Here is a 25,817-nt window from a genome sequence, read left to right on the forward strand (position 1 = left end):
ACTGAAAAACTTAAAAGACATATTATATAAGGTTGCAATACAGCAAGTTTTTGGAAGCACCAACATCCAAATAAATAACCTTGTTTTCGATTCTAGAAAAGTAACAAAAAACGATGCTTTTGTTGCTCAAAAAGGGGTTTCTGTAAATGGTCATTTGTTTATAGAGAAAGCGATAGATTTTGGTGCAAGTGTAATTATTTGCGAGGATGTTCCTGTTACAAAACAAGAGGAAGTTACCTATGTAAAAGTAGCTAACTCTAGTGTTGCTTTGGCAATAATGGCAGCTAATTATTACAACAATCCTTCAGAAAAAATGCCTTTAATTGGGGTTACAGGTACCAATGGTAAAACTACAGTAGCTTCACTTTTATATCAATTATTTAAAAAAGCTGGTTATAAAGTTGGCTTATTGTCAACTGTAAAAATATTGGTTAATGATATTGAGTTTAAGGCAACACATACTACCCCAGACTCTGTAACAATCAACTCTTATTTAGATAAAATGTTGACAGCAGGTGTAGATTATTGTTTTATGGAAGTGAGTTCTCATGGAATTCATCAAAAAAGAACAGAGGGCTTACATTTTGCAGGTGGTATTTTTACCAATCTATCTCATGATCATTTAGACTATCACGAAACCTTTGCAGAATATAGAAATGTAAAAAAACAGTTTTTTGATGGTTTGCCAAAATCGGCATTTGCCCTTACGAATCTAGATGATAAAAATGGCAACTTTATGTTTCAAAACACAAAGGCTACCAAAAAAACGTATGCCTTAAAAACCATTGCAGACTTTAAAGCGAAAATTTTAGAAAAGCAATTATCGGGTACGTTAATTTCTGTAGACGGTATAGAGGTTTGGACTAAATTAATTGGTGTTTTTAATATTTACAATTTAACCGCAATTATTGCAACAGCAGAATTGTTGGGGTTAGAAAAACTAGAAGTTTTAACCCTTGTTAGTCGATTAGAAAGTGTTAATGGTAGGTTTGAGTATATAGTTTCTAGTGATGGAGTAACTGCAATTGTAGATTATGCACACACACCAGATGCATTAAAAAATGTATTAGAAACCATTAATAATATTAGAACTGGTAACGAAAAACTAATAACAGTTGTGGGTTGTGGTGGCGATAGAGATAAAACCAAAAGACCAAAAATGGCACACATTGCATCGCAATTAAGCAATCAAGTAGTTTTTACATCAGACAACCCAAGAACAGAAAATCCACAAACTATTTTAGATGAAATGGAAGCAGGGGTTGCGCCAGAAAATTATAAAAAAACAATTACTGTATTAAATAGAAAACAAGCCATTAAAACAGCTTGCAAGTTTTCTGAAGCAGGAGACATTATTTTAATTGCAGGTAAAGGGCACGAAAATTATCAAGAAATTAATGGCGAACGAACTCATTTTGATGATTTAGAAGAAGTTGCCAATTGTTTTAATCAACTAAAAAACCAATAAAATGCTGTATTATTTATTTCAATATTTAGAAAGTCAATTTAGTATTCCTGGAGCTAGTGTGTTTCAGTTTATTACGTTTAGAGCAGCTGCAGCTTTTATTTTATCATTATTAATCTCTGCAATTTATGGAAAAAGAATCATTCGATTTTTACAAAAAAAGCAGGTAGGAGAGTCTATTAGAGATTTAGGTTTAGAAGGGCAAGTGCAAAAATCAGGTACGCCAACAATGGGAGGTGTCATTATAATTTTAGCCACGTTAATTCCAGCACTTTTGCTTGCAAAACTAGATAATATTTATATCATCATCTTATTAATTACCACTGTTTGGATGGGCTTAATAGGTTTTTTAGATGATTACATAAAAGTATTTAAAAAAGACAAAGCTGGTTTAAAAGGAAAGTTTAAAGTTTTAGGTCAAATTGGTTTAGGGGTAATTGTTGGTTCTATGCTGTATTTTAATGAAAATGTAACTATTAAAGAACAGTTGCCAGTAGAACAACAAGTGGTTCAGGCAAATGGTAAAAAACAAGTTTTTGGTGATGCCCATAAATCTACAAAAACAACAGTTCCGTTTTTTAAAAATAACGAGTTAGATTACTCAAAAGCAGTTAGTTTTTTAGGTGATGGATACGAAAAGTATGGATGGATTATTTTCATTTTTATTACTGTTTTTATAGTAACAGGCATTTCTAATGGAGCTAATTTAACAGATGGTATAGATGGTTTAGCAGCAGGTTCTTCTGCAATTATGGTAGTAACCTTAGCAGTTTTTGCTTGGGTTTCTGGTAACATCATTTTTGCAGATTATTTAGATGTAATGTACATACCAAACTCAGGAGAAATGACTGTTTTTATTCTTGCCTTTGCAGGTGCATTAATTGGGTTTCTTTGGTACAACACCTATCCAGCACAAATATTTATGGGAGATACGGGTAGTTTAACTATTGGTGGAATTATAGCAGTTATTGCAATTTCTATTAGAAAAGAGTTGCTTCTGCCAATCTTAGCAGGAATTTTTGTAGTAGAAAATCTTTCTGTTATTCTACAAGTATCTTGGTTTAAATACACTAAAAAGAAATTTGGCGAAGGTAGAAGAATTTTTAAAATGTCTCCTTTGCATCATCATTATCAAAAGTTGAGTTATCACGAAAGTAAAATTGTAGTCCGTTTTTGGATTGTAGGCATCTTACTGGCTGTATTTACCATTGTAACCTTAAAGTTAAGGTAAAAGCAAAACGATATTTAATTATAAATGAAACATCAAGCATTACATAACAACACTAAAAACTCTTTACAAAAAGAGCAGAAAATTGTTGTGCTTGGTGCGGGAGAAAGTGGCGTAGGAGCAGCTATTCTAGCAATTCAAAAAAACTTTCAGGTATTTGTTTCTGATAAAAGTAAAATAGCTAAAAAATACAAAGAAATTCTTATAAATAACACTATTGATTTTGAAGAAAAAAAACACACAGAAGCTAAAATTTTAAGTGCAGATGTTGTAGTAAAAAGTCCAGGTATACCAGACAATGTTCCTTTGATTTTAAAATTGAAGGATAGAGAGATACCTGTTATTTCAGAAATTGAGTTTGCAGCTCAGTTTACAGAGGCTACTATAGTGGGTATTACAGGTTCTAATGGTAAAACAACCACCACTTTGTTAGCGCATCATATTTTAAATAAAGGAGGTTTAAATGTTGGTGTTGCAGGAAATATAGGACAAAGTTTTGCAGAACAAGTAGCTACACAAAACTATACCAATTATGTATTAGAGTTAAGTAGTTTTCAGTTAGACGGGGTTCAAGAATTTACACCACATATTGCTATTATTACAAATATTACCCCAGATCATTTAGATAGATACGACTATGATTTTAACAAATATATTTCATCAAAATTTAGAATAACAAAAAACCAAACAGAAAAAGATTTTTTAATCTATGATGCAGATAATACTGCAATTACCAATTGGTTAGAAAATAATAAAACTGCAGCAAAATTAATTCCTTTTTCATTAGAAAAAGAGTTAGAGTTTGGTGCCTATGTAAAAGACAATACAATCAACATAAATATAACAAAAGACACAATACAAATGCCAACATCAACCCTATCAATCAAAGGAAAACACAATACAAAAAACGCAATGGCAGCAACAATGGCTGCACAATTGTTAAAAGTTAGAAAACAAACCATCAAAGAAAGTTTAGAAAACTTTGAAGGTGCAGAACATAGATTAGAAAATGTAGCCAAAATAAAAGGAGTAGAATATATTAACGATTCTAAAGCAACCAATGTAAATGCTACTTTTTATGCTTTAGAGTGTATGGATAAACAAACCATTTGGATTGTGGGTGGTGTGGATAAAGGAAATGACTATACAGACCTACTTCCTTTGGTTAGAGAAAAAGTAAAAGCAATTATATGTTTAGGTGTAGATAATCAAAAAATAAAAGACACTTTTGGGAATGTTGTAGATATTATTGTAGAAACTGCAGGGGCAGAAGAGGCTGTAAAAGTTTCTTATAAATTGTCAGAAAAAGGTGAGGCTGTTTTATTATCGCCAGCTTGTGCAAGTTTCGATCTTTTTACAAATTACGAAGACAGAGGTTGGCAATTTAAAAATGCGGTAAAAAGTCTTTAAATCTATTTTATTAGTTAGAAAGAATAATTTCATTTCCCAAAAAAAAACAAAAAAAAACTAAGATTGAAAACCATATTTAAACATATTAAAGGAGATAAAACCATTTGGGCTATTGTAGCTATTTTGGCTGTTTTTTCTTTTATGCCAGTTTATAGCGCTAGTACAAATTTGGTATATGTGGTTGGTAATGGTTCAACCTTAGGGCATCTAGTAAAACACGCTGTGTTGTTAATTTTAGGTTTTGCAATTATTTATGCAGTACATAAAGTGCCTTATAGATATTTTTCTGGAGGCTCTGTAATTATGCTGCCTATTGTTATTGTTCTTTTGATTGTAACCTTAGCACAAGGAACCACTATTGGTGGTGCAAATGCAAGTAGGTGGATTCGTATTGGAGGTATTGGTTTTCAAACGTCTACCCTAGCAGGTTTGGTTTTAATGGTGTATGTGGCACGATATTTGGCTAAAAACAAAGAAAAAAAGATTCAGTTTAAAGAAAGTATTTGGCAACTTTGGCTACCCGTTTTTGCAGTTTTAATTTTAATATTACCTGCAAACTTCTCAACCACAGCTATTATATTTTCTATGATTTTATTAATTACTTTTATTGGTGGTTATCCTATAAAATATATTGGTTTGGTGTTAGGTACAGGTCTAGTAGCACTTACTTTTTTTATACTAATAGCAAAAGCGTTTCCAGATGCTATGCCCAATAGAGTTCAAACTTGGCAAAATAGAATAGAGAATTTTTCTAAAGAAGGAGGTAAAGAATCATACCAAGTTGAAAAAGCAAAAATAGCTATTGTAACAGGAGGTTCTTTTGGTGTTGGTCCAGGTAAAAGTGTACAAAAAAACTTTTTACCACAATCGTCATCAGATTTTATTTTTGCAATAATTATAGAAGAATATGGTTTAGTTGGCGGTTTTGTAATTGTTTCTATTTACTTTTTATTACTCTTTAGAATTTTTATAGTGATAAAAAAAACCACTACAATTTTTGGAACATTGTTGGTCTTAGCAGTAGGTATTCCTATTGTTTTTCAAGCAACCATAAATATGGCAGTAGCTACAAACTTGTTTCCTGTTACAGGGCAAACATTGCCTTTAATAAGTAGTGGTGGTACTTCTATTTGGATGACCTGTTTTGCATTAGGTATGATTTTAAGTGTTAGTGTAACCAAAACAGTTACAGAAGAAGAAATTTTAGATGATAACCCTTTAGATATTCTGCATGAAACAATCGATTAATATACTAATTTCTGGAGGTGGTACAGGTGGTCATATTTACCCTGCAATTGCAATTGCAAACGAAATAAAAGTACGTTTTCCTGATGCTAAATTTTTATTTGTGGGCGCAAAAGATAAAATGGAAATGGAAAAAGTGCCACAAGCAGGTTATAAAATAAAAGGCTTATGGATTTCTGGTATCCAAAGAAAACTAACAGCTAAAAATCTATCATTTCCTTTTAAGTTGATGAGTAGTTTATGGAATGCAAATAAAATAATTAGAAAATTTAAACCACATATTGCTATTGGTACTGGTGGTTTTGCAAGTGGGCCTACTTTAATAATGGCAAACAAAAAAAAGATACCAACATTAATACAAGAACAAAATTCTTACCCAGGAATTACCAATAAATTACTAAGTAAAAAAGCAAGTAAAATTTGTGTTGCTTATGATAATTTAGAACGCTTTTTCCCAAAAGGAAAAATAATAAAAACGGGCAATCCTGTAAGACAAGATTTGTTAAATGTTCATTCAAAAAAAGAACAAGCTGTAGATTTTTTTAAGTTAGATAAAAAGCAAACTACCATTTTAGTTTTAGGAGGTAGTTTAGGAGCAAAAAAAATAAATGAACTCATAGAAAATAATTTAGAATTGTTTAAATCTCAAAACATTCAAATTATTTGGCAATGTGGTAAGTTGTATTATCATAATTATAAAAAACACAATGAAGTTCAAAACGTTCAAGTGCATCAATTTATAAATAAAATGGATTTGGCTTATGCAGCTGCAGATATCATTATCTCTAGAGCCGGTGCAAGTTCGGTTTCAGAATTATGTATTGTTGGCAAACCGGTAGTGTTTATACCATCGCCAAATGTATCAGAAGATCATCAAACAAAAAACGCAAAATCTATTGTAGATAAGCATGCTGCTTTACTAATTAGAGAAAATGAATTGGATACATTTCCTGTAGTGTTAGAAACCTTAATAAAAGACATTGGCAAACAACAAAGTTTGGCAGAAAATATAAAAGAATTGGCATTACCCAGTGCCACAAAAGATATTGTAGACGAAGTAGAAAAACTATTACATAAATGAATTTAAAAAGTTATCATAATATTTTTTTTATCGGAATTGGCGGTATTGGAATGAGTGCAATTGCTCGTTTCTTTAGCGTGAATGGTAAAAATGTTGCGGGTTATGATAAAACATCCTCCCAAATTACAAAAGATTTAATGGATTTGGGTATAGAAATTCATTTTGAAGATGCTGTAAAAAACATACCTATTTCATTTTTAGATAAAAATAAAACTTTGGTAATTTTTACACCAGCAGTTCCTAAAGCGCATACGCAACTAAATTACTTTATAAAAAACGATTTTACCATTTTAAAAAGAGCCGAAATTTTAGGTAAAATTACAGAAAATACATTTTGTTTAGCAGTTGCAGGTACACATGGTAAAACTACGACTTCGGCTATTTTAGGGCATATTATGGCGCATGTAAATGCAACTTCATTTTTGGGTGGCGTTGCAGAAAATTACAATTCTAATTTCATTTTAGGTGATGATAAAGTTTCTGTGGTAGAAGCAGATGAGTTTGATAGATCTTTCTTAAAACTAAGTCCAAATATTGCTTGTGTAACCTCTATGGATGCCGATCATTTAGATATTTATAAAAATGAAGAAGCTATAACAACTTCTTTTGCAGAGTTTTCTAACAAAGTATCAGATACTTTAATTGTGGCCAAAGGTTTGCCTTTAAAAGGGGTAACCTATGCAATTGAAGATAAAGCAGATTACACAGCGCACAATTTACAAATACATAAAGGAAAGTATGTTTTTGATGTAACTACACCTACATCAATAATTAAAAATATATCTTTTTATTTACCAGGTAAGCATAATGTTATGAATGCGTTAGCAGCATTGGCGATGGCAGATGTTTACGGTGTTTCTTTAGAGGTAATTAAGGAAAGGTTAGAAAATTTTAAAGGAGTAAAAAGAAGATTTTCTTATAAGATAAAAACAGCAGATTTTGTTTTAATAGACGATTATGCACATCATCCAACAGAAATAAATGCCGTAGAAAATTCGATTAGAGAAATGTACCCAAACGAAAAGGTTTTGGTGGTATTTCAACCTCATTTATTTTCTAGAACCAAAGATTTTGTAGATGATTTTGCAAGTGCACTTTCTAAGTTTGATGAAGTTTTATTATTAGATATATATCCAGCAAGAGAAAAACCAATTGCAGGTGTAAATTCAGATTGGTTATTAAATAAAATCAATACTAGTCAAAAAAAGTTAACACAAAAAAATAATCTTGTAAAAGATATTAAAAACGCCACTGCAAAAATTGTGGTTATGTTAGGTGCAGGAGACGTTGGAGTGTTGGTAAATACCGTTACAGAAACCTTGTTAAAAGAGCAAAGTTATGAAGTTTAAAAAAATATTAAAACACCTACTGTTACTGTGTTTACTTATAGGTTTAAGTTTGTTATATGGTTTTTCGTTACAAAGAAATAGTCAAAAAAAGATCGTAGATATATCTGTTAATTTTGAGGCTGGAGACAATAATTTTTTAACCCATAATATGGTTAATAAATTGTTAATACAAAATAATGAAACAGTCAAAAACAAAGCAAAATCTATCTTAGATTTATATAGTTTAGAAAATAACATTTTAAAAAATCCATATGTAGAAAAAGCGGCTGTATTTTACACCGTTAATGGTATGCTAAAAACAGTAGTAAAACAACGTGAACCTATTGCAAGAATTGTATCAAAAAATAGTTCTTATTACATTGATAAACAAGGGGTAAAGGTTCCTTTGTCTGATGTTTTTTCTGCAAGAGTTTTGTTGATTTCGGGAGTAAAAAAAGACCAAGAAATTAAAGAAGTTTTACCTTTTGTTAAAGTAATTTTAAAAGATGATTTTTTTAAAAAAGAAATAGTAGGCATCCATAAATCTGCAGAAAATGAGTTTGTTTTTTCAGTTAGAAGTGGAGATTATAAAATAGATTTTGGCAATTTAGAAGACATTGAGGTAAAATTTAAAAAATTAAAAGCGTTTTATAATACAACGTATAAAAATAAAACGATTCAGAATTATAAAACAATTACAGTAAAATATCACAACCAAGTTGTGTGCACAAAATAAATCAAAATGGAAAACAATAAAATAGCTGTTGGTTTAGATATTGGTACAACCAAAATTGTTGCCATGATTGGTCGTAAAAACGAATACAATAAAATTGAAGTTGTAGGTATTGGTAAAGCCAAAAGTTTAGGTGTAAAAAGAGGTGTAGTAAGTAATATTACACAAACCATACAATCAATACAGCAAGCTGTAGACGAAGCAGAAAGTGTTTCAGGTCAAACGATTAAAGAAGTCGTTGTAGGTATTGCAGGACAGCATATTAGAAGTTTGCATCACTCAGATTATATTACACGAAACAATGCAGATGAGGTTATAGATGAGTTGGATATTGAAAATCTTGTAAACCAAGTTCATAAACTAGTTATGTTACCTGGTGAAGAAATTATACATGTTTTACCACAAGAGTTTAAAGTAGATTCTCAAGCAGACATTAAAGAACCAATTGGAATGTATGGTGGTCGTTTAGAAGCTAATTTTCATGTAGTGGTTGGTCAGGTGTCTTCTATCAGAAATATTGGTCGTTGTGTAAAAAGTGCAGATTTAGGTTTAAGTGATGTTACTTTAGAGCCTTTAGCATCTGCATCAGCAGTTTTAAGTTTAGAAGAAAAAGAAGCTGGTGTAGCTTTAATAGATATAGGTGGTGGTACTACAGATTTAGCTATTTTTAAAGACGGTATTATAAGACATACAGCCGTAATTCCTTTCGGTGGAAATGTAATCACAGATGATATTAAAGAAGGTTGTTCTATCATAGAAAAACAAGCCGAGTTGTTAAAAATAAAATTTGGTTCTGCATGGCCAGGAGAAAATAAAGAGACAGAAATTGTTTCTATACCAGGTTTAAGAGGCAGAGAGCCAAAAGAAATAACGCTAAAAAACTTATCTAAAATTATTCATGCAAGAGTTCAAGAAATTATAGAACAAGTGTACTTAGAAATAAAAAATTACGGACACGAAACCGCTAAAGGAAAATTAATTGCAGGTATTGTACTAACAGGTGGTGGAGCGCAATTAAAACACTTGCGCCAGTTGGTAGAGTATATTACAGGAATGGATGCTAGAATTGGGTTTCCAAATGAGCATTTAGCGGGCGATTCTGATGACGTTTTATCAAGTCCATCATTTGCAACAGCAGTAGGTTTGTTAATGGAAGGTTTAGCAAAAGAAACTAAACAAGAAGAGCCAGAAGAAGCGGGGATAGACCAAGTTGTAGAAAATATAGCATCACAAGATGAAGTTGAACAAGCACAAGAAGAGAAGCCTAAAAAAGTAAAAAATAAAAAACCCTTCTTCGAGAAGTTTATAGAAGGATTAAAGGACTTTTTAGACAACGCAGAATAAGAAATTAACTGCTGTTAAAAACCGAAAAGAATAAAGTTTGCTTACTTAATTTTTAAGTAAATTAAAAATAATAAAATAGAATAAAAAAATAAGAAAGTTATTATGAGCGCAGAATTTGATAACATTTCATTTGACATGCCAAAAACACAATCTAATACCATAAAAGTTATTGGTGTTGGTGGTGGAGGTAGTAATGCTGTAAATCACATGTTTACACAACATATAAAAGGTGTAGATTTTGTAATTTGTAATACAGATGCACAAGCATTAGAAAACAGTCCTATTCCCAATAAAATACAATTAGGAGCCAACTTAACCTCTGGTTTAGGTGCTGGTGCAAATCCAGAAATTGGTGCACAAGCAGCTAAAGAGAGTATGCAAGAAATTCAGCAAATGCTAAATACCCAAACAAAAATGGTATTTATTACTGCTGGTATGGGAGGTGGAACAGGAACAGGAGCAGCACCAATAATTGCAAAAATTGCAAAAGATATGGATATTCTAACTGTAGGTATTGTAACCATGCCTTTTCAGTTTGAAGGAAGAATGCGCTCTAAACAAGCACAATTAGGAATTGATCAACTGCGCCAAAATGTAGATTCTTTAATTGTAATTAATAACAACAAATTAAGAGAGGTTTATGGAAACCTAGGTTTTAAAGCTGGTTTCTCTAAAGCAGATGAAGTTTTATCTACAGCCTCTAAAGGTATAGCAGAAGTAATAACACATCACTATAAACAAAATATAGATTTACATGATGCTAAAACAGTACTATCTAACAGCGGTACTGCAATTATGGGGTCTGCAAAAGAAGAAGGTAAAGACAGAGCAAAAAATGCGATTATAAAAGCTTTAGACTCCCCTTTATTGAATGATAATAAAATTACAGGTGCTAAAAACGTATTGTTATTAATTGTTTCTGGTTCTAATGAAGTAACCTTAGATGAAATTGGAGAAATTAATGATTTTATACAAGATGAAGCTGGTTACGATGCCAACATTATTATGGGTATTGGAGAGGATGAACAATTAGGTGATGCAATTTCGGTAACGATTGTTGCTACTGGTTTTGCTCCAGATCAACAAAGTTCTATAACCAATACAGAGGTAAAAAAAGTTGTACATACTTTAGAGGATGAACAAAAAGCAACCTATAATTTCGACGAAAAAACAATCTCTAAAGCACCAGTTGTAAATCAACCAAGAGCTAACAAAGTAGAAGAGAAAATAGTACATACTTTAGAAGATTTTAATTCTATAGATGAAGAGGAAAAACCGTCTTCTCCAAAAATAGATTTGACTCCAACAACCGAGTCGATTGCAGAAATGCCAGTTACTTTTGATGAGATTTCTACAGAAACTGTTTCTGAAGACGATTTTATTATTACAGATACTACACCAGTTGTAGACGAAGAAGAAGATGAGCAAACAAAAGAACTACAAACAGATTTGTTGTTTGATTTGCCTTTAAATTCTTTTAACGAGGAGAAAAAACAAGAAGAAATTAAATTCTCATTAGAAGAAGAAAAAGCTGTTAATAAAAATAGTATTGAACTTATAGAGGAAAAAGAAATAAAATCGTCTACAGAAACTAGATATGTTTTACAAGATTTTGATGCACAACCAACTATTGGTAAAAGTTCTCATATTACCGAAAAAAAGGAAGCTGTAGAGGAAGAAGAAATAAAATTTGAACTAAAAACTGCAAAACCTGTAGAAGATGTAAATGCTATTGAAACTTCAAGTGAAGAAGTTTCTCCACTAGACTTAACCATTTCTGAATTGCAAGAAAGAGCTGCAGAAAGACGCAGAAAAATGAAAGGGTTTAACTACAAGTTTAACGATCAAATGAGTAAAAATGTAGATGAGATTGAAAAACAACCTGCATATAAAAGACAAGGTTTAGATTTAAATGTAGATACGTCAATCAGCAAATCTAAAACTGCAATTAAAAAAGATGATAACGATTTAGGTTTTAAATCTAACAATTCTTTCTTACATGATAATGTAGATTAGTAACTCCTTTTACTTTCTAACCACAAAAAACCACATCTGTAATAGATGTGGTTTTTTGTATTTTCTTAAAACTTAAAAGTGTAAAGAATTTCCTTTTTTTTTGAAATTTCTTTAGTAATGATTTCTTTTTAAAGCACATAGAAATAGCTAAAAATCTTAAATCTGAAAACATTTACTAAAACCAAAAGTTTTTAAATAAGCTTGTATAAAGTCTTACCAGAAAAGGCAAGTTCTAAGAAGAAAATTAAGTGTCCTCAAAAAAAATCCATCTAAAAAATAGATGGATTTATTGTTTTTATTTGTCTTTTTGTGCTTCTTGAGGCTGCTTTTAAAACATAAACAAACTCAATTTGACTTTTATTACTGTAAGTTATAAACTTAACGCTTCTTTAATTCTTTTAATAGCCTCTCTAATTTGTAACTCAGAGGCTGCATACGAAATGCGAATACAGTTTGGGGCTCCAAAAGCATCTCCAGTAACTGTAGCAACATTTGCTTTTTCTAAAATAAATAGGGCAAAATCACTAGCGTTATTAATGGTTACACCTTGTATGGTTTTACCAAAAAACGCAGAAATATCTGGAAAAACATAAAAAGCACCATCTGGTACATTTACTTTAAAACCGTCAATTTCTTTTAATAAATCTATTACAATACTTCTTCTGGCTTTAAACTCATCTACCATATATTGTATTTTAGAAATAGGCGCTAAAACTGCTGTAATAGCTGCTCTCTGAGCAATACAATTGGTTCCAGAGGTAATTTGCCCCTGCATCTTAGTACATGCTTTTGCAATCCATTCTGGAGCCCCAATATAACCAATTCTCCAACCTGTCATAGCAAAGGCTTTTGCCAAACCATTTACAGTAATTGTTCTATCATACAAACTGTCTATAGCTGCTAGGCTAAAAGGTTTTGTACCATAGTTAATGTGTTCGTAAATTTCATCAGACATTACATAAATCTGAGGATATTTTTCTAACACTTTTGCCAATTCTTCATACTCTTTTTGAGTATAAATAATTCCACTTGGATTGTTAGGCGAGTTAAATAAAATTAACTTTGTTTTTGGTGTGATAGCCGCTTCTAATTGTGCTGGCGTAATTTTAAAGTTATTTTCTATGGTTGATGGAATTTCAACTGATTTTGCTTCGCATAAAGTTGCAATTGCAGAGTAACTTACCCAATAAGGACAAGGTAATAAAACTTCGTCTCCAGGGTTTAATAAGGCCTGCATTACATTTGCAATAGATTGTTTTGCACCTGTAGAAACTACAATTTGACTTGGTTTATACTCCAAGTTGTTGTCTCTTTTAAATTTTGTGCAGATAGCCTCTTTTAATTCTACATAACCATCTACTGGTGTGTACGAATTGTAATCTTCGTTTACAGCATCTATAGCGGCTTGTTTTATAAAATCTGGTGTATTAAAATCTGGTTCTCCCAAACTTAAACCAATAATGTCTTTGCCTTCTGCTCTTAACTCTCTTGCTTTTGCAGCCATTGCTAAAGTAGCAGATGCTGGTAAACTGTTAATTCTGTCCGATAATGGATGTGTCATTTTTTACTGTTAGTTGTGTTTGTTTTTATGCTATTTCTGGGTTTTGTCCTAAAATGCCTAAGTGCCTAAAATGTTCTATAATGGCTTTTCTTGTAGTTTCATACTCATTATATGGCAAGTTAAACTCTTTTGCAGTTTCTTTTACAATTTTAGCTAATTTACTGTAATGTACATGAGAAATATGCGGAAAAATATGATGTTCAACTTGATGATTTAAGCCACCTGTATAGAAGTTTACCAACCAATTACTAGGGGCAAAGTTAGAGGTGGTGTATAATTGGTGGACTGCCCAAGTGTGTTCTAAATTTCCATCTTTATCAGGTAAAGGCATTTCTGTTTTTGGTACAATATGTGCTAGTTGAAAAACCAAACTTAAAATCATACCTGCAGTATAATGCATTACAAAAAACCCAATTAATACTTTCCACCAAGCAACGTCTAAAACTACTATTGGTAAAACAATCCAAAGTGCATAATAAGCAATTTTAGAAATGACCAATTTGGTCCATTCTGTAGTTGGATTTGGAAATTTACCATAAGATAATTTCTTTTTTAAATACCTGCGCATTTGTTTAATATCTGTAGTAATGGCCCAGTTAATAGTTAATAAACCATATAAAAAAATAGAATAATATTTTTGTATTTTATGAATTGGAAACCATTTAGAGTGTTGAGAGAAACGAATAATTCTACCAGCATCAATATCTTCATCATGTCCTTCTACATTGGTAAAAGTATGGTGTAATACATTGTGTTGCACTTTCCAGTTATACACATTTCCTGCAAGGATGTAAATGCTACTACCCATTAATTTATTTACCCAATTTTTGCTGGAAAAAGAATCGTGATTGCTATCATGCATTACATTCATACCAACACCTGCCATACCAACACCTGTTAAAGCCATTAGTAAAATCATAGACCATTGTGGCATAGAAACTGTTAAAACTAAAATAAAAGGGACTAAAAACAACGAAAACATAATGATTGCTTTAGTGTACAATCTCCAGTTACCTGTTCTTTTTATATTATTGTCTTTAAAGTAATTGTTTACTCTCTTGTTTAAAGTTCTAAAGAATTTTGCTTTATCTACTCGAGGGAATTTTATTGTATTCATGTAAAAATTTAATTATGCAAAAATAACCTATTTAATTTTGCTATATATGATAAACGTCAGTTTTTGTTTAGAATTGTTTGCTTACAAATAACTATTTTTGCAATTCTAAAAATAGTAATTCATGGATATTATTCAAAAATATTTTAAAAATTTAACAGAAACGCAAATTCTGCAATTTTCTAAACTGCAAGAACTGTATCAAGATTGGAACATAAAAATCAATGTAGTTTCTAGAAAAGATATAGATGAATTGTATTTACGCCATGTTTTACATTCTTTGGGAATTGCTAAAGTTATACAATTTATGCCAGGTGCTAAAGTAATGGATGTTGGCACAGGTGGTGGTTTTCCTGGAATTCCGTTAGCTATATTGTTTCCAGAAACACAGTTTCATTTGGTAGATTCTATTGGTAAAAAAATAAAGGTTGTAAATGAAGTAGTGGCTGGTTTGAGTTTAGAAAACGTAAAAACCACACATGGTAGAGTAGAGGAAGTAAAAGATACGTATGACTTTATTGTAAGTAGAGCAGTAGCACAGATGGAAACTTTTGTACGTTGGAACAAAGGCAAAATTGCTAAAAAACAAAATCACGATTTAAAAAACGGAATTTTATATTTAAAAGGTGGTGATTTATCAGAAGAATTAAAATTATATACTTCTGCTACGATTTACAATTTACCAGATTTTTTTGAAGAAGACTTTTTTGAAACCAAAAAAGTAGTGCATTTAGGGATGAAGTATAAGGGTTAGTTACAGTTTTTAAGAATATCATCATTCATTTTATATGCTTTTAGTAATACAGATTGTCTTAAGAGTAAACTTCTCCAATCTGACATAAACTTGTTTCTAATTATAATGTCTTGAGTAAATTCGCCATTTAAAACTTTTTTTACCCATAGCTTATTTAATTCGTTTACTTCTTTTTGTAATTCGTAAATTATTTCAATATGCTTTAAGCACTTAAAATTTGTTATCGCTAAAAAATTTGTCTGTTTGTAAGCTTGCCAAGTAATCTGAGATAAACTTGAAATCATCAATGGAGAATCTACATTGAAATTTAAATCTCCTCTTATTTTAACAAAGTTAGAGTTGATTTTTTCTGATTTAGCAAATGTAAAAAGTGCTTTTGTTTTACTAATAAACAGATTTGTAGAGTCCTTATGTACTATGATTTCAAAATCGTTATTCAGTTTTGAGAAAATATAATTTATTTGATTATAATTTTTAATGATTAAATCGTGGTAATTCTTTAATGATTTTTTGTTTTCTGATATTTCAGTAAAAACTTGAGTTATGGCTTTTTTCTTATCTTCTGCCAATGATTTATTTTCATAATAGCCATTTAGGTATAAGCCGAGAATTACGCCAATCATAGTAGAGGTAAGTGTTATAACCCAATTACTACTAACAAATTTTATGTATTTTTTTCTTTTAGTTTTTGTCATTTTACATTTTAGCTAACAGTTCATATAAGATTTAGTTGCGTTTATTTAGCAATAAAGCTAATAAATAATTACTAACAAAGAAAATCTACTAGGATTTGCATAAATAGGCTGAAAAGCAAGCAATTAATTTTGAACTGTGTTTATTGTAGTACTTTATTTGAAAATTCTAAATATTTTCCATTTTAGTAATTCAATTTTTCTTTTTGTATCATATTCTTTTGCTAATTCTGAAATAATTTTAAAAAATAGACGATTCAGTTTCAGATGTAAATTGCTCTAAAAACAACATCCCTTTGTACGAATTTCCTTTTTTATTCAATTTTGGACTCCAAACTGTAATACAAAATTCATCTGGATGAATGGCAACAATACCTCCACCAACTCCAGACTTTCCTGGTAAACCTACTCTAAATGCAAATTCGCCAGATTCGTCATAAAAACCACAGGTTAACAAAATAGCATTTATTCTTTTGGCTTGACTCATCGTTAAAATTCTTTTTCCTTTTTGGGTGATAAAATTATCATCTGCAAGAAAAAGAAAAATTTCAGAAACTTCTTTACAAGTCATTTCTAAAGCACAAGTATAAAAGTAGAAATCTAAAACAACATCAATATCATTTTTAATATTTCCAAAAGATTTGATAAAATTAAACAAAGCAATGTTTCTAAAACCACTGCTTTTTTCAGATTGTGCTACTTTTTCTGAATACTTTAAATTTGGATTTTTACAAAGATCTTTGCAGAAATTTAAAAAATCTTCCTTCGGATTTTTTAAGTGACTAATTAAAATATCGCAAACCACAATGGCACCAGCATTTATAAACGGATTTCTCGGAATCCCTAAATCTGATTCTAATTGCAATAAAGAATTAAATGGATTTCCAGAAGGTTCAACATCTACTCTTTTCCATAGTTTTTCACCTTCTAATTGATAAGCTAAGGTTAAGGTTAGTATTTTAGAGATACTCTGAATAGAAAATTTTTTATCAGAATCTCCAATGCCAAAATAATTACTATCAATTGTGGTAATATGTACACCAAAATTAGAGTCAGAAACATTGGCAAGTTCTGGTATATAATTGGCTATTTTGCCAGTATCATCAATATCTTTTAAGTTATTGTAAATTTGGGTAATTATCTTTTGATAGTTTTTCATTGACGATTCTAGTTTTGTCAAAATTATTAGAAATTAACGGAATAAAAAAGGAACTACATTGCTGTAGTTCCTTTTTTGTTTTTATAAGATTCTGAAAAAGTTCAGAATTGTAAGTTGTTATACAATTTCTACAAACAAACCTTCATCAGTTTTAGTAACTTTGGCCACCTCTTTTTTAGTTAAGCCCTTAATGGTTTTGTCCCATTTTTTGTTAGATAAACCAGATTGTGTTTTTAAAGCTGCCAACTCAACTTTTTCAGCTTTTGATAATAATGCCAAAACAGCTACTTCATCATCATTTAACTCTACAGTAGGTGCTTTTTTCTCTGGTCTCATTTGCGGAAAAAACAACACTTCTTGTATAGATTGATTGTTGGTTAAAAACATAATTAATCTGTCCATTCCAATGCCCATTCCAGAAGTTGGAGGCATACCATATTCTAAAGCTCGTAAAAAATCTTGATCTATAAATTCGGTAGCTTCATCATCACCTTTAGCTGCCAATTTTAATTGATGCTCAAAACGCTCACGTTGATCAATTGGGTCGTTCAATTCAGAATACGCATTCGCAATTTCTTTACCACAAACCATCAACTCAAAACGCTCTGTTAATTCAGGGTTGGTTCTGTGTTCTTTACATAAAGGACTCATTTCCTTAGGATAATCTGTAATAAATGTTGGCTGAATATAATTTCCTTCACATTTTTCTCCAAAAATTTCGTCAATCAATTTTCCTTTCCCCATAGTTTCATCAGCCTCAATATTCATTTTTTTGGCTGCAGCTCTAATTTCTTCTTCAGTTTTGTTGTAAATATCAAAACCTGTAAATTCTAAAATAGCATCACGCATGGTAATTCTTTTATAAGGCGCTTTAAAATCTATTTTATGCTCTCCAAAAGTAGCTTCAGAAGTTCCGTTTACAGCAATAGCACAGTGTTCTAGTAGTTTTTCACAGAAATCCATCATCCAATTATAATCTTTGTAAGAAACATAGATTTCCATGGCTGTAAATTCAGGATTGTGTGTTCTGTCCATTCCTTCATTTCTAAAGTTTTTCGAGAATTCATAAACACCATCAAAACCACCAACAATTAAACGTTTTAAATACAATTCGTTAGCAATTCTCATATACAAAGGAATGTCTAAAGAATTGTGATGTGTAATAAAAGGTCTTGCAGCTGCACCACCAGGAATAGGTTGTAAAATAGGAGTTTCTACTTCAAAATAGCCAGCATCATTAAAAAACGAACGCATGGCATTAAATAATTTTGTTCTTTTTACAAACACTTCTTTTACATGCGGATTTACAACTAAGTCTGCATAACGCTGTCTGTAACGCATTTCTGGATCTGTAAAAGCATCGTACGTTTTACCATCTTTTACTTTAGGAATTGGTAAAGGTTTTAAAGATTTAGAAAGTAATTTAAACTCTTTTACCATTACTGTTTTTTCGCCCACCTTTGTGTTAAAAAGGGTACCAGTAACACCTATAAAATCTCCTAAATCTAATAGTTTTTTAAAAACATCATTGTATAACGATTTGTCTTCGCCAGCACAAATTTCATCACGATTAAAATACAATTGTATTCTACCTTCACCATCTTGTAACTGAGCAAAAGAAGCTTTACCTTGTATGTTAATAGCCATTAATCTACCTGCAATAACCACTTCTTTTCCTTCTGTAAAATTCTGTTTAATTTCTTTAGAATCAGAATTTAATGGAAATAAATCTGCTGGATAAGGATTAATACCTAAAGCTCTTAGTTTTGTAAGTTTCTCTCTACGTACAACTTCTTGTTCTGATAATTGCATTTCTAATAATTTAGTGATGAATTTTAAAGATTGCAAAGATACAATCTTTCAATAATTTATCTATTGAAGATTTCAATAAAATATCTTATAAAAGTTGCAGAAATATCAAAACATTGTATATTTGCATGCTACTTTTTGTTGAAGTAGCATTAGTTGTGTTGTTTGGCACTTTAGAAAAAGTGTCTTGGTTTTGTTAACCAATGGAAAGCTTCCCTTAAATGGGACGCTTTTTTTTTGTCTAAAAAAACCTTCCTTTATAGTCCCAAAACTTCATTAAAAATAAGACTACAAAGCCAAAAGAAACGCTAAATTTAATGGTTGCAGAAGCGAGTAGACCTATAAAAGAACCTATAGAAGCTTTGAAAGCACGTTTTTTATCTGACTTGTCATATAACAATTCGCCAATAAACGCACCTAAAAAAGCACCTATTAAAATACCAAAGGGTATTGGAGAAAGCAACCCAATAATTAAACCAATTGTGGTACCATAAACACCATAAGTACTTCCACCAAAACGCTTGGTACCAATAGCTGGTATAATATAATCTAGAATCCAAATTAAAATGGCTATTGCCAGTGTAACTCCTAAATAAGTCCAATTTATTGGAACCGCAGATGTTAAGTGTAATAACAATAAACCTAGCCAACCCGTTAATGGACCTGGTAAAACGGGTAAAAAAGAGCCAATAATACCTAGCAGTACTAAAACAAAGCCTACAAGTAATAAAAAAATATCCATAGTATTTTAGGTTTCTACTGCACGTAAGTAGACAGTTTTATTTATTGTAAGACGAAAATACAAAACCTTTGTTAGATAGGTTTTAAAAAAAAATATAAACGTTAAGTATGGTTTTGTATTTCCATTAATTGTTGAAAGGGATGATGAAAAAAAGGCTAATTGTATTTAAAATTTAGTAAATTCACCCAATAATTCATTTTATGTTTTTGCGTACGGTTTCTTTTTTGTTTATCCTTATATATTGCACTTCGTGTGATTATTTATCTTTTACAAAATCAAAAAATCAACATGTTTTAGATACAGTTATCGATTTTACTTCTGTAGATACCTATCCATCTTTTACAGTTTGTGATTCCATTATAGAAAAACAAGCAAAATTTACTTGTTTTAAAAATACCATTCATAAAAAAATAGGAGAACAGCTAAATCAACACACTTTTAAAATACAAGACTCTATTAATGAAACAATTTATGTAGATGTTTTAATTGATGCAAAAGGGAATTTTATTTTAGACAGCATCCATTCTACAGAAAATATTAAAAATCAATTACCAGCTTTAGACAGTGTTTTAGCAATTACTGTAGATAATTTACCAAGGGTTTTTGCTGCCAATAAAAGAGGTGTTCCTGTAGCTACAAAATACAGATTACCTATTTTAATTCAGTTGAAAGAGTAGTTTTATAAATTTTCTTGTTGATGAAAAACTAATTCAGCATTTTCCAAAGTTTGTCTTTCAATTCTTGCAAACCCGTTTGTGCAACCGAAGAAATAAATAAAGCATCAACACCTTTTGGGAGTTCTGCTTTAATTTCTGCTTTTAGTTCATCATCTAACATATCTGTTTTAGAAATGGCCAACAAACGATCTTTATCTAACAATTCTGGATTGTGTTTCTTCAACTCATTTAAAAGAATTTCATATTCTTTATTAATATCATCACTATCAGCAGGAATTAAAAATAGTAAGGTAGAATTACGTTCAATATGACGTAAAAATCGATGACCTAAACCTTTACCCTCTGCAGCACCTTCTATAATACCCGGAATATCTGCAATTACAAAACTCTTATAATCTCTATATTCTACAATACCTAAATTAGGTTTTAACGTAGTAAAAGCATAATCTGCAATTTTAGGTTTTGCAGCAGTTAAAACAGATAAAAGTGTCGATTTTCCAGCATTTGGGAAACCAACCAAACCAACATCTGCTAATAATTTTAACTCTATTCTAAACCAACCTTCTTGTCCATCTATACCTGGTTGCGCATATCTAGGTGTTTGGTTTGTAGACGATTTAAAGTGCCAGTTACCCAAACCACCTTTTCCACCAGGCAATAAAATAACTTCTTTTTGATCTTCTGTAATTTCATACAAAATTTCGTCTGTATCTGCATCTCTTACAATAGTTCCTAAAGGCACATCTATATAAACATCTTCTCCATCATGACCTGTACTTCTGCTTTTGCTTCCTGCACCCCCTTGTGTAGCTCTAAAGTGACGTTTAAACTTTAGATGAAATAATGTCCACATATTTTTATCTCCACGCAAAATAATGTGTCCTCCACGTCCACCATCACCACCATCAGGACCTCCTTTGGTAATGTATTTTTCTCTGTGTAAATGCGCAGAACCCTGCCCACCTTTTCCAGAAGATGCGTATATTTTTATGTAATCGACAAAATTTCCTTCAGTCATAACTTATTGTTTAAAATTCAATATTTAAGATTCAAACTTGAATTTTAAATTTTGAACCTTGAATTATAGTGTGTCAAATACGATAGAAATTCTTTGGGTAATTTCTTTAATAGAACCGACACCATTAATTCCGTAATATTTTCCTTGTGCTTCAAAATAGTCTTTTAAAACAGCTGTTTTTGTGTTGTATTCGTTAAAACGATTTCTAATTTTACCTTCATCAGTATCATCTGTTCTACCACTGGTTTTTCCTCTTTCTAACAGACGTTCTACTAATAAATCTTCTGGTACTTCTAAGGCAACCATTCCGTTTATTTGCTCTCCTTTTTCCCCTAAAAATACATCTAAAGCTTCTGCTTGAGATTGTGTTCTTGGAAAACCGTCAAAAATAAAACCATTGGCATCTGTATTTTTTTCTACTTCTGCTTTTAGCATATTTATGGTTACTTCATCTGGTACTAAATTACCAGCGTCCATGTATTGTTTTGCTAATAAACCAAGTTCTGTTTGGTTTTTTATGTTGAATCTAAATACATCTCCAGTAGAAATGTGTACCAAATTATACATGTCTTTTAAAAATTCTGCTTGTGTACCTTTCCCTGCTCCTGGAGGGCCAAATAATACGATGTTTTTCATTTTTGGTGGTGTTGTTAGTTGATATATTTCTGGATAATTTCTTCCTAAGCCATTATAATCTAAACCATAGCCTACTACAAATTTGTCTTTTATACTAAGGCCAATATAATCTATAGGTAATTCTTTTCTAAAAACGTCTGGTTTAAATAATAAGGTAGCAATTTTTAATTGCTTTACATTTTTATCTTTAAAAATAGCATAAATTTCTTGTAATGTATTCCCTGTATCTATAACGTCTTCTAAAATAATTACAGTTCTATTGGTTAGATCTTCATTAATGCCTACTAATTCTTTTACGTTTGCTGAACTTTTAGTGCCATCATAAGAGGCTAATTTTACAAAAGAAACTTCACAATTTCCCTCAAAAGCTCTTATAAAATCTGCAGCAAATAAAAAGCAGCCATTTAAAATACCTACAAAAATAGGTACTTCGTTTTCTGGTAAATCTACTTTTACAGTTCTTGCTAAGTGTTTTACAATAGTAGCAATCTTTTCCTTATCAATATAAGGTCTAAAGTGTAAATCGTGTAGTTTTATAATACTCATAAGAATGCAAATATAATTGCTATAAATCAAATGAAAAAACCGTTTTCCACTTGCTGAATAAATTTCAGGCTTTTCATGGAAAACGGTTTTTTATGTGTTGTTAAAAAACTAGTTGTTTTTTTCTTCTTTTTTAGAAGCATCAAACATAATAGGAGTTGCCACAAATAAAGATGAATAGGTACCTACTATTACACCCACTATTAAAGCAAACATAAATCCTTTTATAGAATCTCCACCAAATAAGAAAATAGCTAACATTACTAATAATGTTGTTAAAGATGTATTGATAGTTCTACCTAAAGTAGAGCTTAATGCTTTGTCTACAACTTCGCTATATTTCCATTTTGTATGTATTCCTGCAAATTCTCTAATTCTATCAAAAATTACCACGGTATCATTTAGAGAATAACCTACTACAGTTAAAATGGCTGCTATAAATGATTGTCCAATTTCCATATCAAAAGGCATAAAACTGTATGTAATTGAGAATACACCTAATACAATTAATACATCATGGAAAACGGCTACGACTGCACCTATAGAGAATGATATTTTTCTAAATCGTAATAAAATATATAAGAAAACAATTAATAACGAACCAAATACGGCATATAATGCTGATGTTTTAATGTCGTCTGCAATGGTTGGATCTACTTTTCTGTAGCTCATTATTCCATTAGCATTTTCTGCTTTTTCGAAACCTGGTTTAAAATCTTCGTAAGATGTAGTGCCAATATATGGTTTTAAACCATTGTATAATGTGTTTTGAACTTGTTCATCTACCTCTTGGCCTTCTTCATCAATTTTATAAACCGTTGTTATTTTTAATTGATTAGACGTACCATATGTTTTTACTTCTGGAGCTGTACCAAAAGCATCTTTTAAAGTAGAGGCAACATCTGTAGCATTCATATCTTTATCGAAACGTACTGTGTAAGAACGCCCACCTTTAAAATCTACACCTTGTTTTAATCCTATAGTAACCAAAGAAGCAATACCTCCTAAGATAATTGCCCCAGATATGATGTAAGCAATCTTACGTTTTCTTAAGAACGTTAGATTAATATTTTGGAACCATCCTTTAGAAATAGAAGTGTTGAATGTTAAATTAGTTCCTCTATTTATGGAACCATCAATTAATAAACGTGTAATAAATACAGCTGTAAATAATGAGGTTGCAATACCAATCATTAATGTTAATGCAAAACCTTTAATTGGACCTGTACCAAATACATATAAAATAATACCTGTTAATAAGGTTGTAATGTTTGCATCTATAATTGCAGATAAAGCTCCTTTTACAGAAAAACCTTCTTCTACAGATTGTTTTAAACCTTTCTTTTTAAATAAGCCTTCTTTAATTCTTTCGAAAATAATTACGTTGGCATCTACAGACATACCAATGGTTAAAATAATACCAGCAATACCTGGTAAAGTTAACACTGCATTAAATGATGCTAAAATTCCGAAAATAAATAAGATGTTTACAAGTAAGGCAACATCTGCAAATAAACCAGCTTTACCATAATATAATATCATCCAAAGTAATACCAATGCAATAGCTAAACCAAATGATAAGAAACTTGCGTCGATTGCTTCTTGGCCTAAAGAAGGACCTACAACTTCTGCTTCAACAATTCTTGCTGCAGCTGGTAATTTACCTGCTTTTAAAACCGTTGCGATGTCTTCTGCTTCTTCAATAGTCATGCTTCCACCAGAAATAGAGGTTCTACCTCCAGTAATTGCTTGATTAACAGAAGGTGCTGTATACACATAATCATCTAAAACAACAGCTACAAATCTACCTACATTATCTGCAGTCATTTTAGCCCATTGTTTTGAACCTGAGCTATTCATAGTCATGCTAACTTCTGGTTTATTTAATTGGTCAAACACCTGTGCAGCATCTAAAATAACATCACCTTCAATGGTTGGTTTATCGTTTCTGTTAGATTTTACTGCGTATAAGCCAATCAATTCTCTAGATTCGTAGTCATCACCTGCGTTTGCGGGTTTTACTGGTGTAAAAGTTTTGTAATCCCATAAGAATTTTACATAACGCAATTCGTTTGGCAATAAGTCTCTAATTTCTTTTTTGCCTAATAATTCATTTACCATTGCAGTATCTCTTACAGAAGCTTGAGCAACTAAAGAACTCATTTGTTGTTGAGATTGTGCAAAGTTTGGCATTAAATACGTAAATAAGTTCTTTTGAACTTTTGTAGAATCTACAACATCACCTAGAAGATCATCAATATCATCTTTTTCTGTGCTATCTTTTACTTGCTCAGTTGTTGTGTTATCTTTTAGTAATTCAGCAACTTTAGTATTTGCAGTAAAGAAAAAGTTTTGTACTTCTGCATTTGTATATACTTCCCAAAATTGTAATTCTGCTTTGCTAGTAATTAATTTTGTAACACGCTCAATGTCTTTTGCACCAGGTAATTCAATCTGAATTCTACCAGAATTTCCAATTCTTTGAATGTTTGGAGAAGTTACCCCAAACTTATCAATTCTACTTCTTAATACTTCAAAAGCAGTACCAATAGAACTGTTAATTTCTTCTTGTAAAGTTTCTCTTACTGTAAAATTATCTTCGTTAAAAGATATTTTATCACTTAAAGCCTTTGTACCAAAAATAGATGGATCACTCAATTTTGTGTCTCCAGCTACTTTTTCAAACTCTTCGAAAAATAAGTCTAAATACGTAGCATTACTATTTTTTTGTCTTTCGTCTGCAGTTTCTAGAGCTTTGTTAAAAGCTTCGTTTTTAGAATCGTTAGATAAACTTTTTAAAACCTCTTTTACAGAAACTTGTAAAATGGCATTAATACCACCTTTTAAGTCCAAACCAAGATTCATTTCTTTGTCTCTAACATCATTATAAGTGTATTGTGCAACTCCTAAATCTATAATTTTTTTGTTGGCAACACTGTCTAAATATTTTCTTTCTAAAGTAGCTTTTTGTCTAGCGTCGTTATCTTTTGCATTTTTTTCTGCATATACTTTGGCATTATCTTCTACTTTGTTTGCTAAAAAAGTAAATGATAATTGGTATAAACTTACTAATCCAAACAGGATAGCAAATAATTTAATTAGTCCTTTATTTTGCATTTTGTTGTTGTTAATTATGGTTTGTCAAGTTTTTTAAAAAACGAGCAAATATATAGTTTCTAAAAGAACCTGACAATTATTTTCATTGATAGTTTTTGTGATTGTGAGTAGGTTACTCATCAATTATAAAAGGTGTGAAAAATGT

General features: G+C 30.9%; 20 protein-coding genes. 11 read left to right on the top strand and 9 right to left on the bottom strand.

The genetic code is table 11. The annotated features are described in order from the left end of the window. Nucleotide 1: 1 nt before the first annotated feature. The 9 genes from AC2D6T_RS02570 (at nt 2) to ftsZ (ending at nt 11,850) form a co-directional block, all read left to right on the top strand. Nucleotides 2-1,468 carry a UDP-N-acetylmuramoyl-L-alanyl-D-glutamate--2,6-diaminopimelate ligase gene (locus AC2D6T_RS02570; protein WP_484680517.1) on the top strand — a complete coding sequence of 489 codons (1,467 nt, stop codon included), beginning with the start codon at nt 2-4 and terminating at the stop codon, nt 1,466-1,468. 1 nt (nt 1,469) lies between these two features. After that, the gene (mraY, locus tag AC2D6T_RS02575; protein ID WP_438989188.1) at nt 1,470-2,696 is read left to right on the top strand and encodes a phospho-N-acetylmuramoyl-pentapeptide-transferase; all 1,227 of its coding nucleotides are present in this window, start codon (nt 1,470-1,472) and stop codon (nt 2,694-2,696) included. Nucleotides 2,697-2,720: 24 nt separating this feature from the next. Continuing rightward, nucleotides 2,721-4,103, top strand: coding sequence for a UDP-N-acetylmuramoyl-L-alanine--D-glutamate ligase (murD, locus tag AC2D6T_RS02580; RefSeq protein ID WP_484680354.1), 1,383 nt, complete (start codon nt 2,721-2,723; stop codon nt 4,101-4,103). 63 nt (nt 4,104-4,166) lie between these two features. Then, a complete protein-coding gene (locus tag AC2D6T_RS02585; RefSeq protein WP_484680355.1) occupies nt 4,167-5,351 on the top strand; it encodes an FtsW/RodA/SpoVE family cell cycle protein in 1,185 nt (394 codons plus the stop codon). After that, nucleotides 5,335-6,429, top strand: a complete 1,095-nt coding sequence (gene murG / locus AC2D6T_RS02590; RefSeq protein ID WP_484680356.1) for an undecaprenyldiphospho-muramoylpentapeptide beta-N-acetylglucosaminyltransferase — start codon at nt 5,335-5,337, stop codon at nt 6,427-6,429. Before AC2D6T_RS02585 ends, murG begins: the two co-directional genes overlap by 17 nt. Further along, nucleotides 6,426-7,778 carry a UDP-N-acetylmuramate--L-alanine ligase gene (gene murC / locus AC2D6T_RS02595; RefSeq protein WP_484680357.1) on the top strand — a complete coding sequence of 451 codons (1,353 nt, stop codon included), beginning with the start codon at nt 6,426-6,428 and terminating at the stop codon, nt 7,776-7,778. The genes murG and murC overlap by 4 nt, the downstream gene beginning before the upstream one ends. Beyond that, nucleotides 7,768-8,493, top strand: coding sequence for a cell division protein FtsQ/DivIB (locus AC2D6T_RS02600; RefSeq protein WP_484680358.1), 726 nt, complete (start codon nt 7,768-7,770; stop codon nt 8,491-8,493). Before murC ends, AC2D6T_RS02600 begins: the two co-directional genes overlap by 11 nt. Before the next feature lie 6 nt (nt 8,494-8,499). Then, nucleotides 8,500-9,834 (top strand): cell division protein FtsA, encoded by a 1,335-nt coding sequence (ftsA, locus tag AC2D6T_RS02605; RefSeq protein ID WP_484680359.1) that lies wholly within the window; start codon nt 8,500-8,502, stop codon nt 9,832-9,834. Between the two features lie 102 nt (nt 9,835-9,936). Next, nucleotides 9,937-11,850 carry a cell division protein FtsZ gene (ftsZ, locus tag AC2D6T_RS02610; protein WP_484680360.1) on the top strand — a complete coding sequence of 638 codons (1,914 nt, stop codon included), beginning with the start codon at nt 9,937-9,939 and terminating at the stop codon, nt 11,848-11,850. A gap of 370 nt (nt 11,851-12,220) precedes the next feature. Here ftsZ and AC2D6T_RS02615 read toward each other — a convergent pair whose 3' ends face one another. Together AC2D6T_RS02615 and AC2D6T_RS02620 are read right to left on the bottom strand one after the other, a co-directional pair. After that, nucleotides 12,221-13,411 carry a pyridoxal phosphate-dependent aminotransferase gene (locus AC2D6T_RS02615; RefSeq protein ID WP_484680361.1) on the bottom strand — a complete coding sequence of 397 codons (1,191 nt, stop codon included), beginning with the start codon at nt 13,409-13,411 and terminating at the stop codon, nt 12,221-12,223. Nucleotides 13,412-13,436: 25 nt separating this feature from the next. Continuing rightward, nucleotides 13,437-14,528, bottom strand: a complete 1,092-nt coding sequence (locus tag AC2D6T_RS02620; protein WP_484680362.1) for a fatty acid desaturase family protein — start codon at nt 14,526-14,528, stop codon at nt 13,437-13,439. Nucleotides 14,529-14,649: 121 nt separating this feature from the next. Here AC2D6T_RS02620 and rsmG point away from each other — a divergent pair, with 121 nt between their 5' ends. Beyond that, on the top strand, nt 14,650-15,279 hold the full coding sequence (gene rsmG, locus AC2D6T_RS02625; RefSeq protein WP_298947973.1) for a 16S rRNA (guanine(527)-N(7))-methyltransferase RsmG: 630 nt from the start codon (nt 14,650-14,652) through the stop codon (nt 15,277-15,279). On the opposite strand, the gene AC2D6T_RS02630 is transcribed toward rsmG, so the two are convergent. The 4 genes from AC2D6T_RS02630 to AC2D6T_RS02645 form a co-directional block, all read right to left on the bottom strand. Beyond that, nucleotides 15,276-15,974, bottom strand: coding sequence for a hypothetical protein (locus tag AC2D6T_RS02630; protein ID WP_298947972.1), 699 nt, complete (start codon nt 15,972-15,974; stop codon nt 15,276-15,278). The two genes, rsmG and AC2D6T_RS02630, sit on opposite strands and share 4 nt — an antisense overlap. Nucleotides 15,975-16,212: 238 nt before the next feature. Further along, nucleotides 16,213-17,130 carry a glutaminase gene (locus tag AC2D6T_RS02635; protein WP_484680363.1) on the bottom strand — a complete coding sequence of 306 codons (918 nt, stop codon included), beginning with the start codon at nt 17,128-17,130 and terminating at the stop codon, nt 16,213-16,215. 117 nt (nt 17,131-17,247) lie between these two features. After that, entirely contained in the window at nt 17,248-18,942 is a 1,695-nt protein-coding gene (gene lysS / locus AC2D6T_RS02640; RefSeq protein ID WP_484680364.1) for a lysine--tRNA ligase, read from the bottom strand. Between the two features lie 238 nt (nt 18,943-19,180). Then, on the bottom strand, nt 19,181-19,681 hold the full coding sequence (locus AC2D6T_RS02645) for a DUF456 domain-containing protein (RefSeq protein ID WP_438989200.1): 501 nt from the start codon (nt 19,679-19,681) through the stop codon (nt 19,181-19,183). A gap of 200 nt (nt 19,682-19,881) precedes the next feature. On the opposite strand from AC2D6T_RS02645, the gene AC2D6T_RS02650 reads away from it, so the two are divergent. Next, nucleotides 19,882-20,358, top strand: a complete 477-nt coding sequence (locus AC2D6T_RS02650; protein WP_484680365.1) for a hypothetical protein — start codon at nt 19,882-19,884, stop codon at nt 20,356-20,358. 28 nt (nt 20,359-20,386) lie between these two features. Here AC2D6T_RS02650 and obgE read toward each other — a convergent pair whose 3' ends face one another. The 3 genes from obgE to secDF form a co-directional block, all read right to left on the bottom strand. After that, the gene (gene obgE / locus AC2D6T_RS02655) at nt 20,387-21,376 is read right to left on the bottom strand and encodes a GTPase ObgE (protein WP_298947969.1); all 990 of its coding nucleotides are present in this window, start codon (nt 21,374-21,376) and stop codon (nt 20,387-20,389) included. 63 nt (nt 21,377-21,439) lie between these two features. Continuing rightward, nucleotides 21,440-22,558, bottom strand: a complete 1,119-nt coding sequence (locus AC2D6T_RS02660) for an adenylate kinase (protein WP_484680366.1) — start codon at nt 22,556-22,558, stop codon at nt 21,440-21,442. 108 nt (nt 22,559-22,666) lie between these two features. Beyond that, complete coding sequence (gene secDF, locus AC2D6T_RS02665) at nt 22,667-25,672, bottom strand: protein translocase subunit SecDF (protein ID WP_484680367.1); 3,006 nt, start codon at nt 25,670-25,672, stop codon at nt 22,667-22,669. Between the last annotated feature and the right edge of the window lie 145 nt (nt 25,673-25,817).

Source organism: Polaribacter sp. YIW18 (assembly GCF_057219325.1).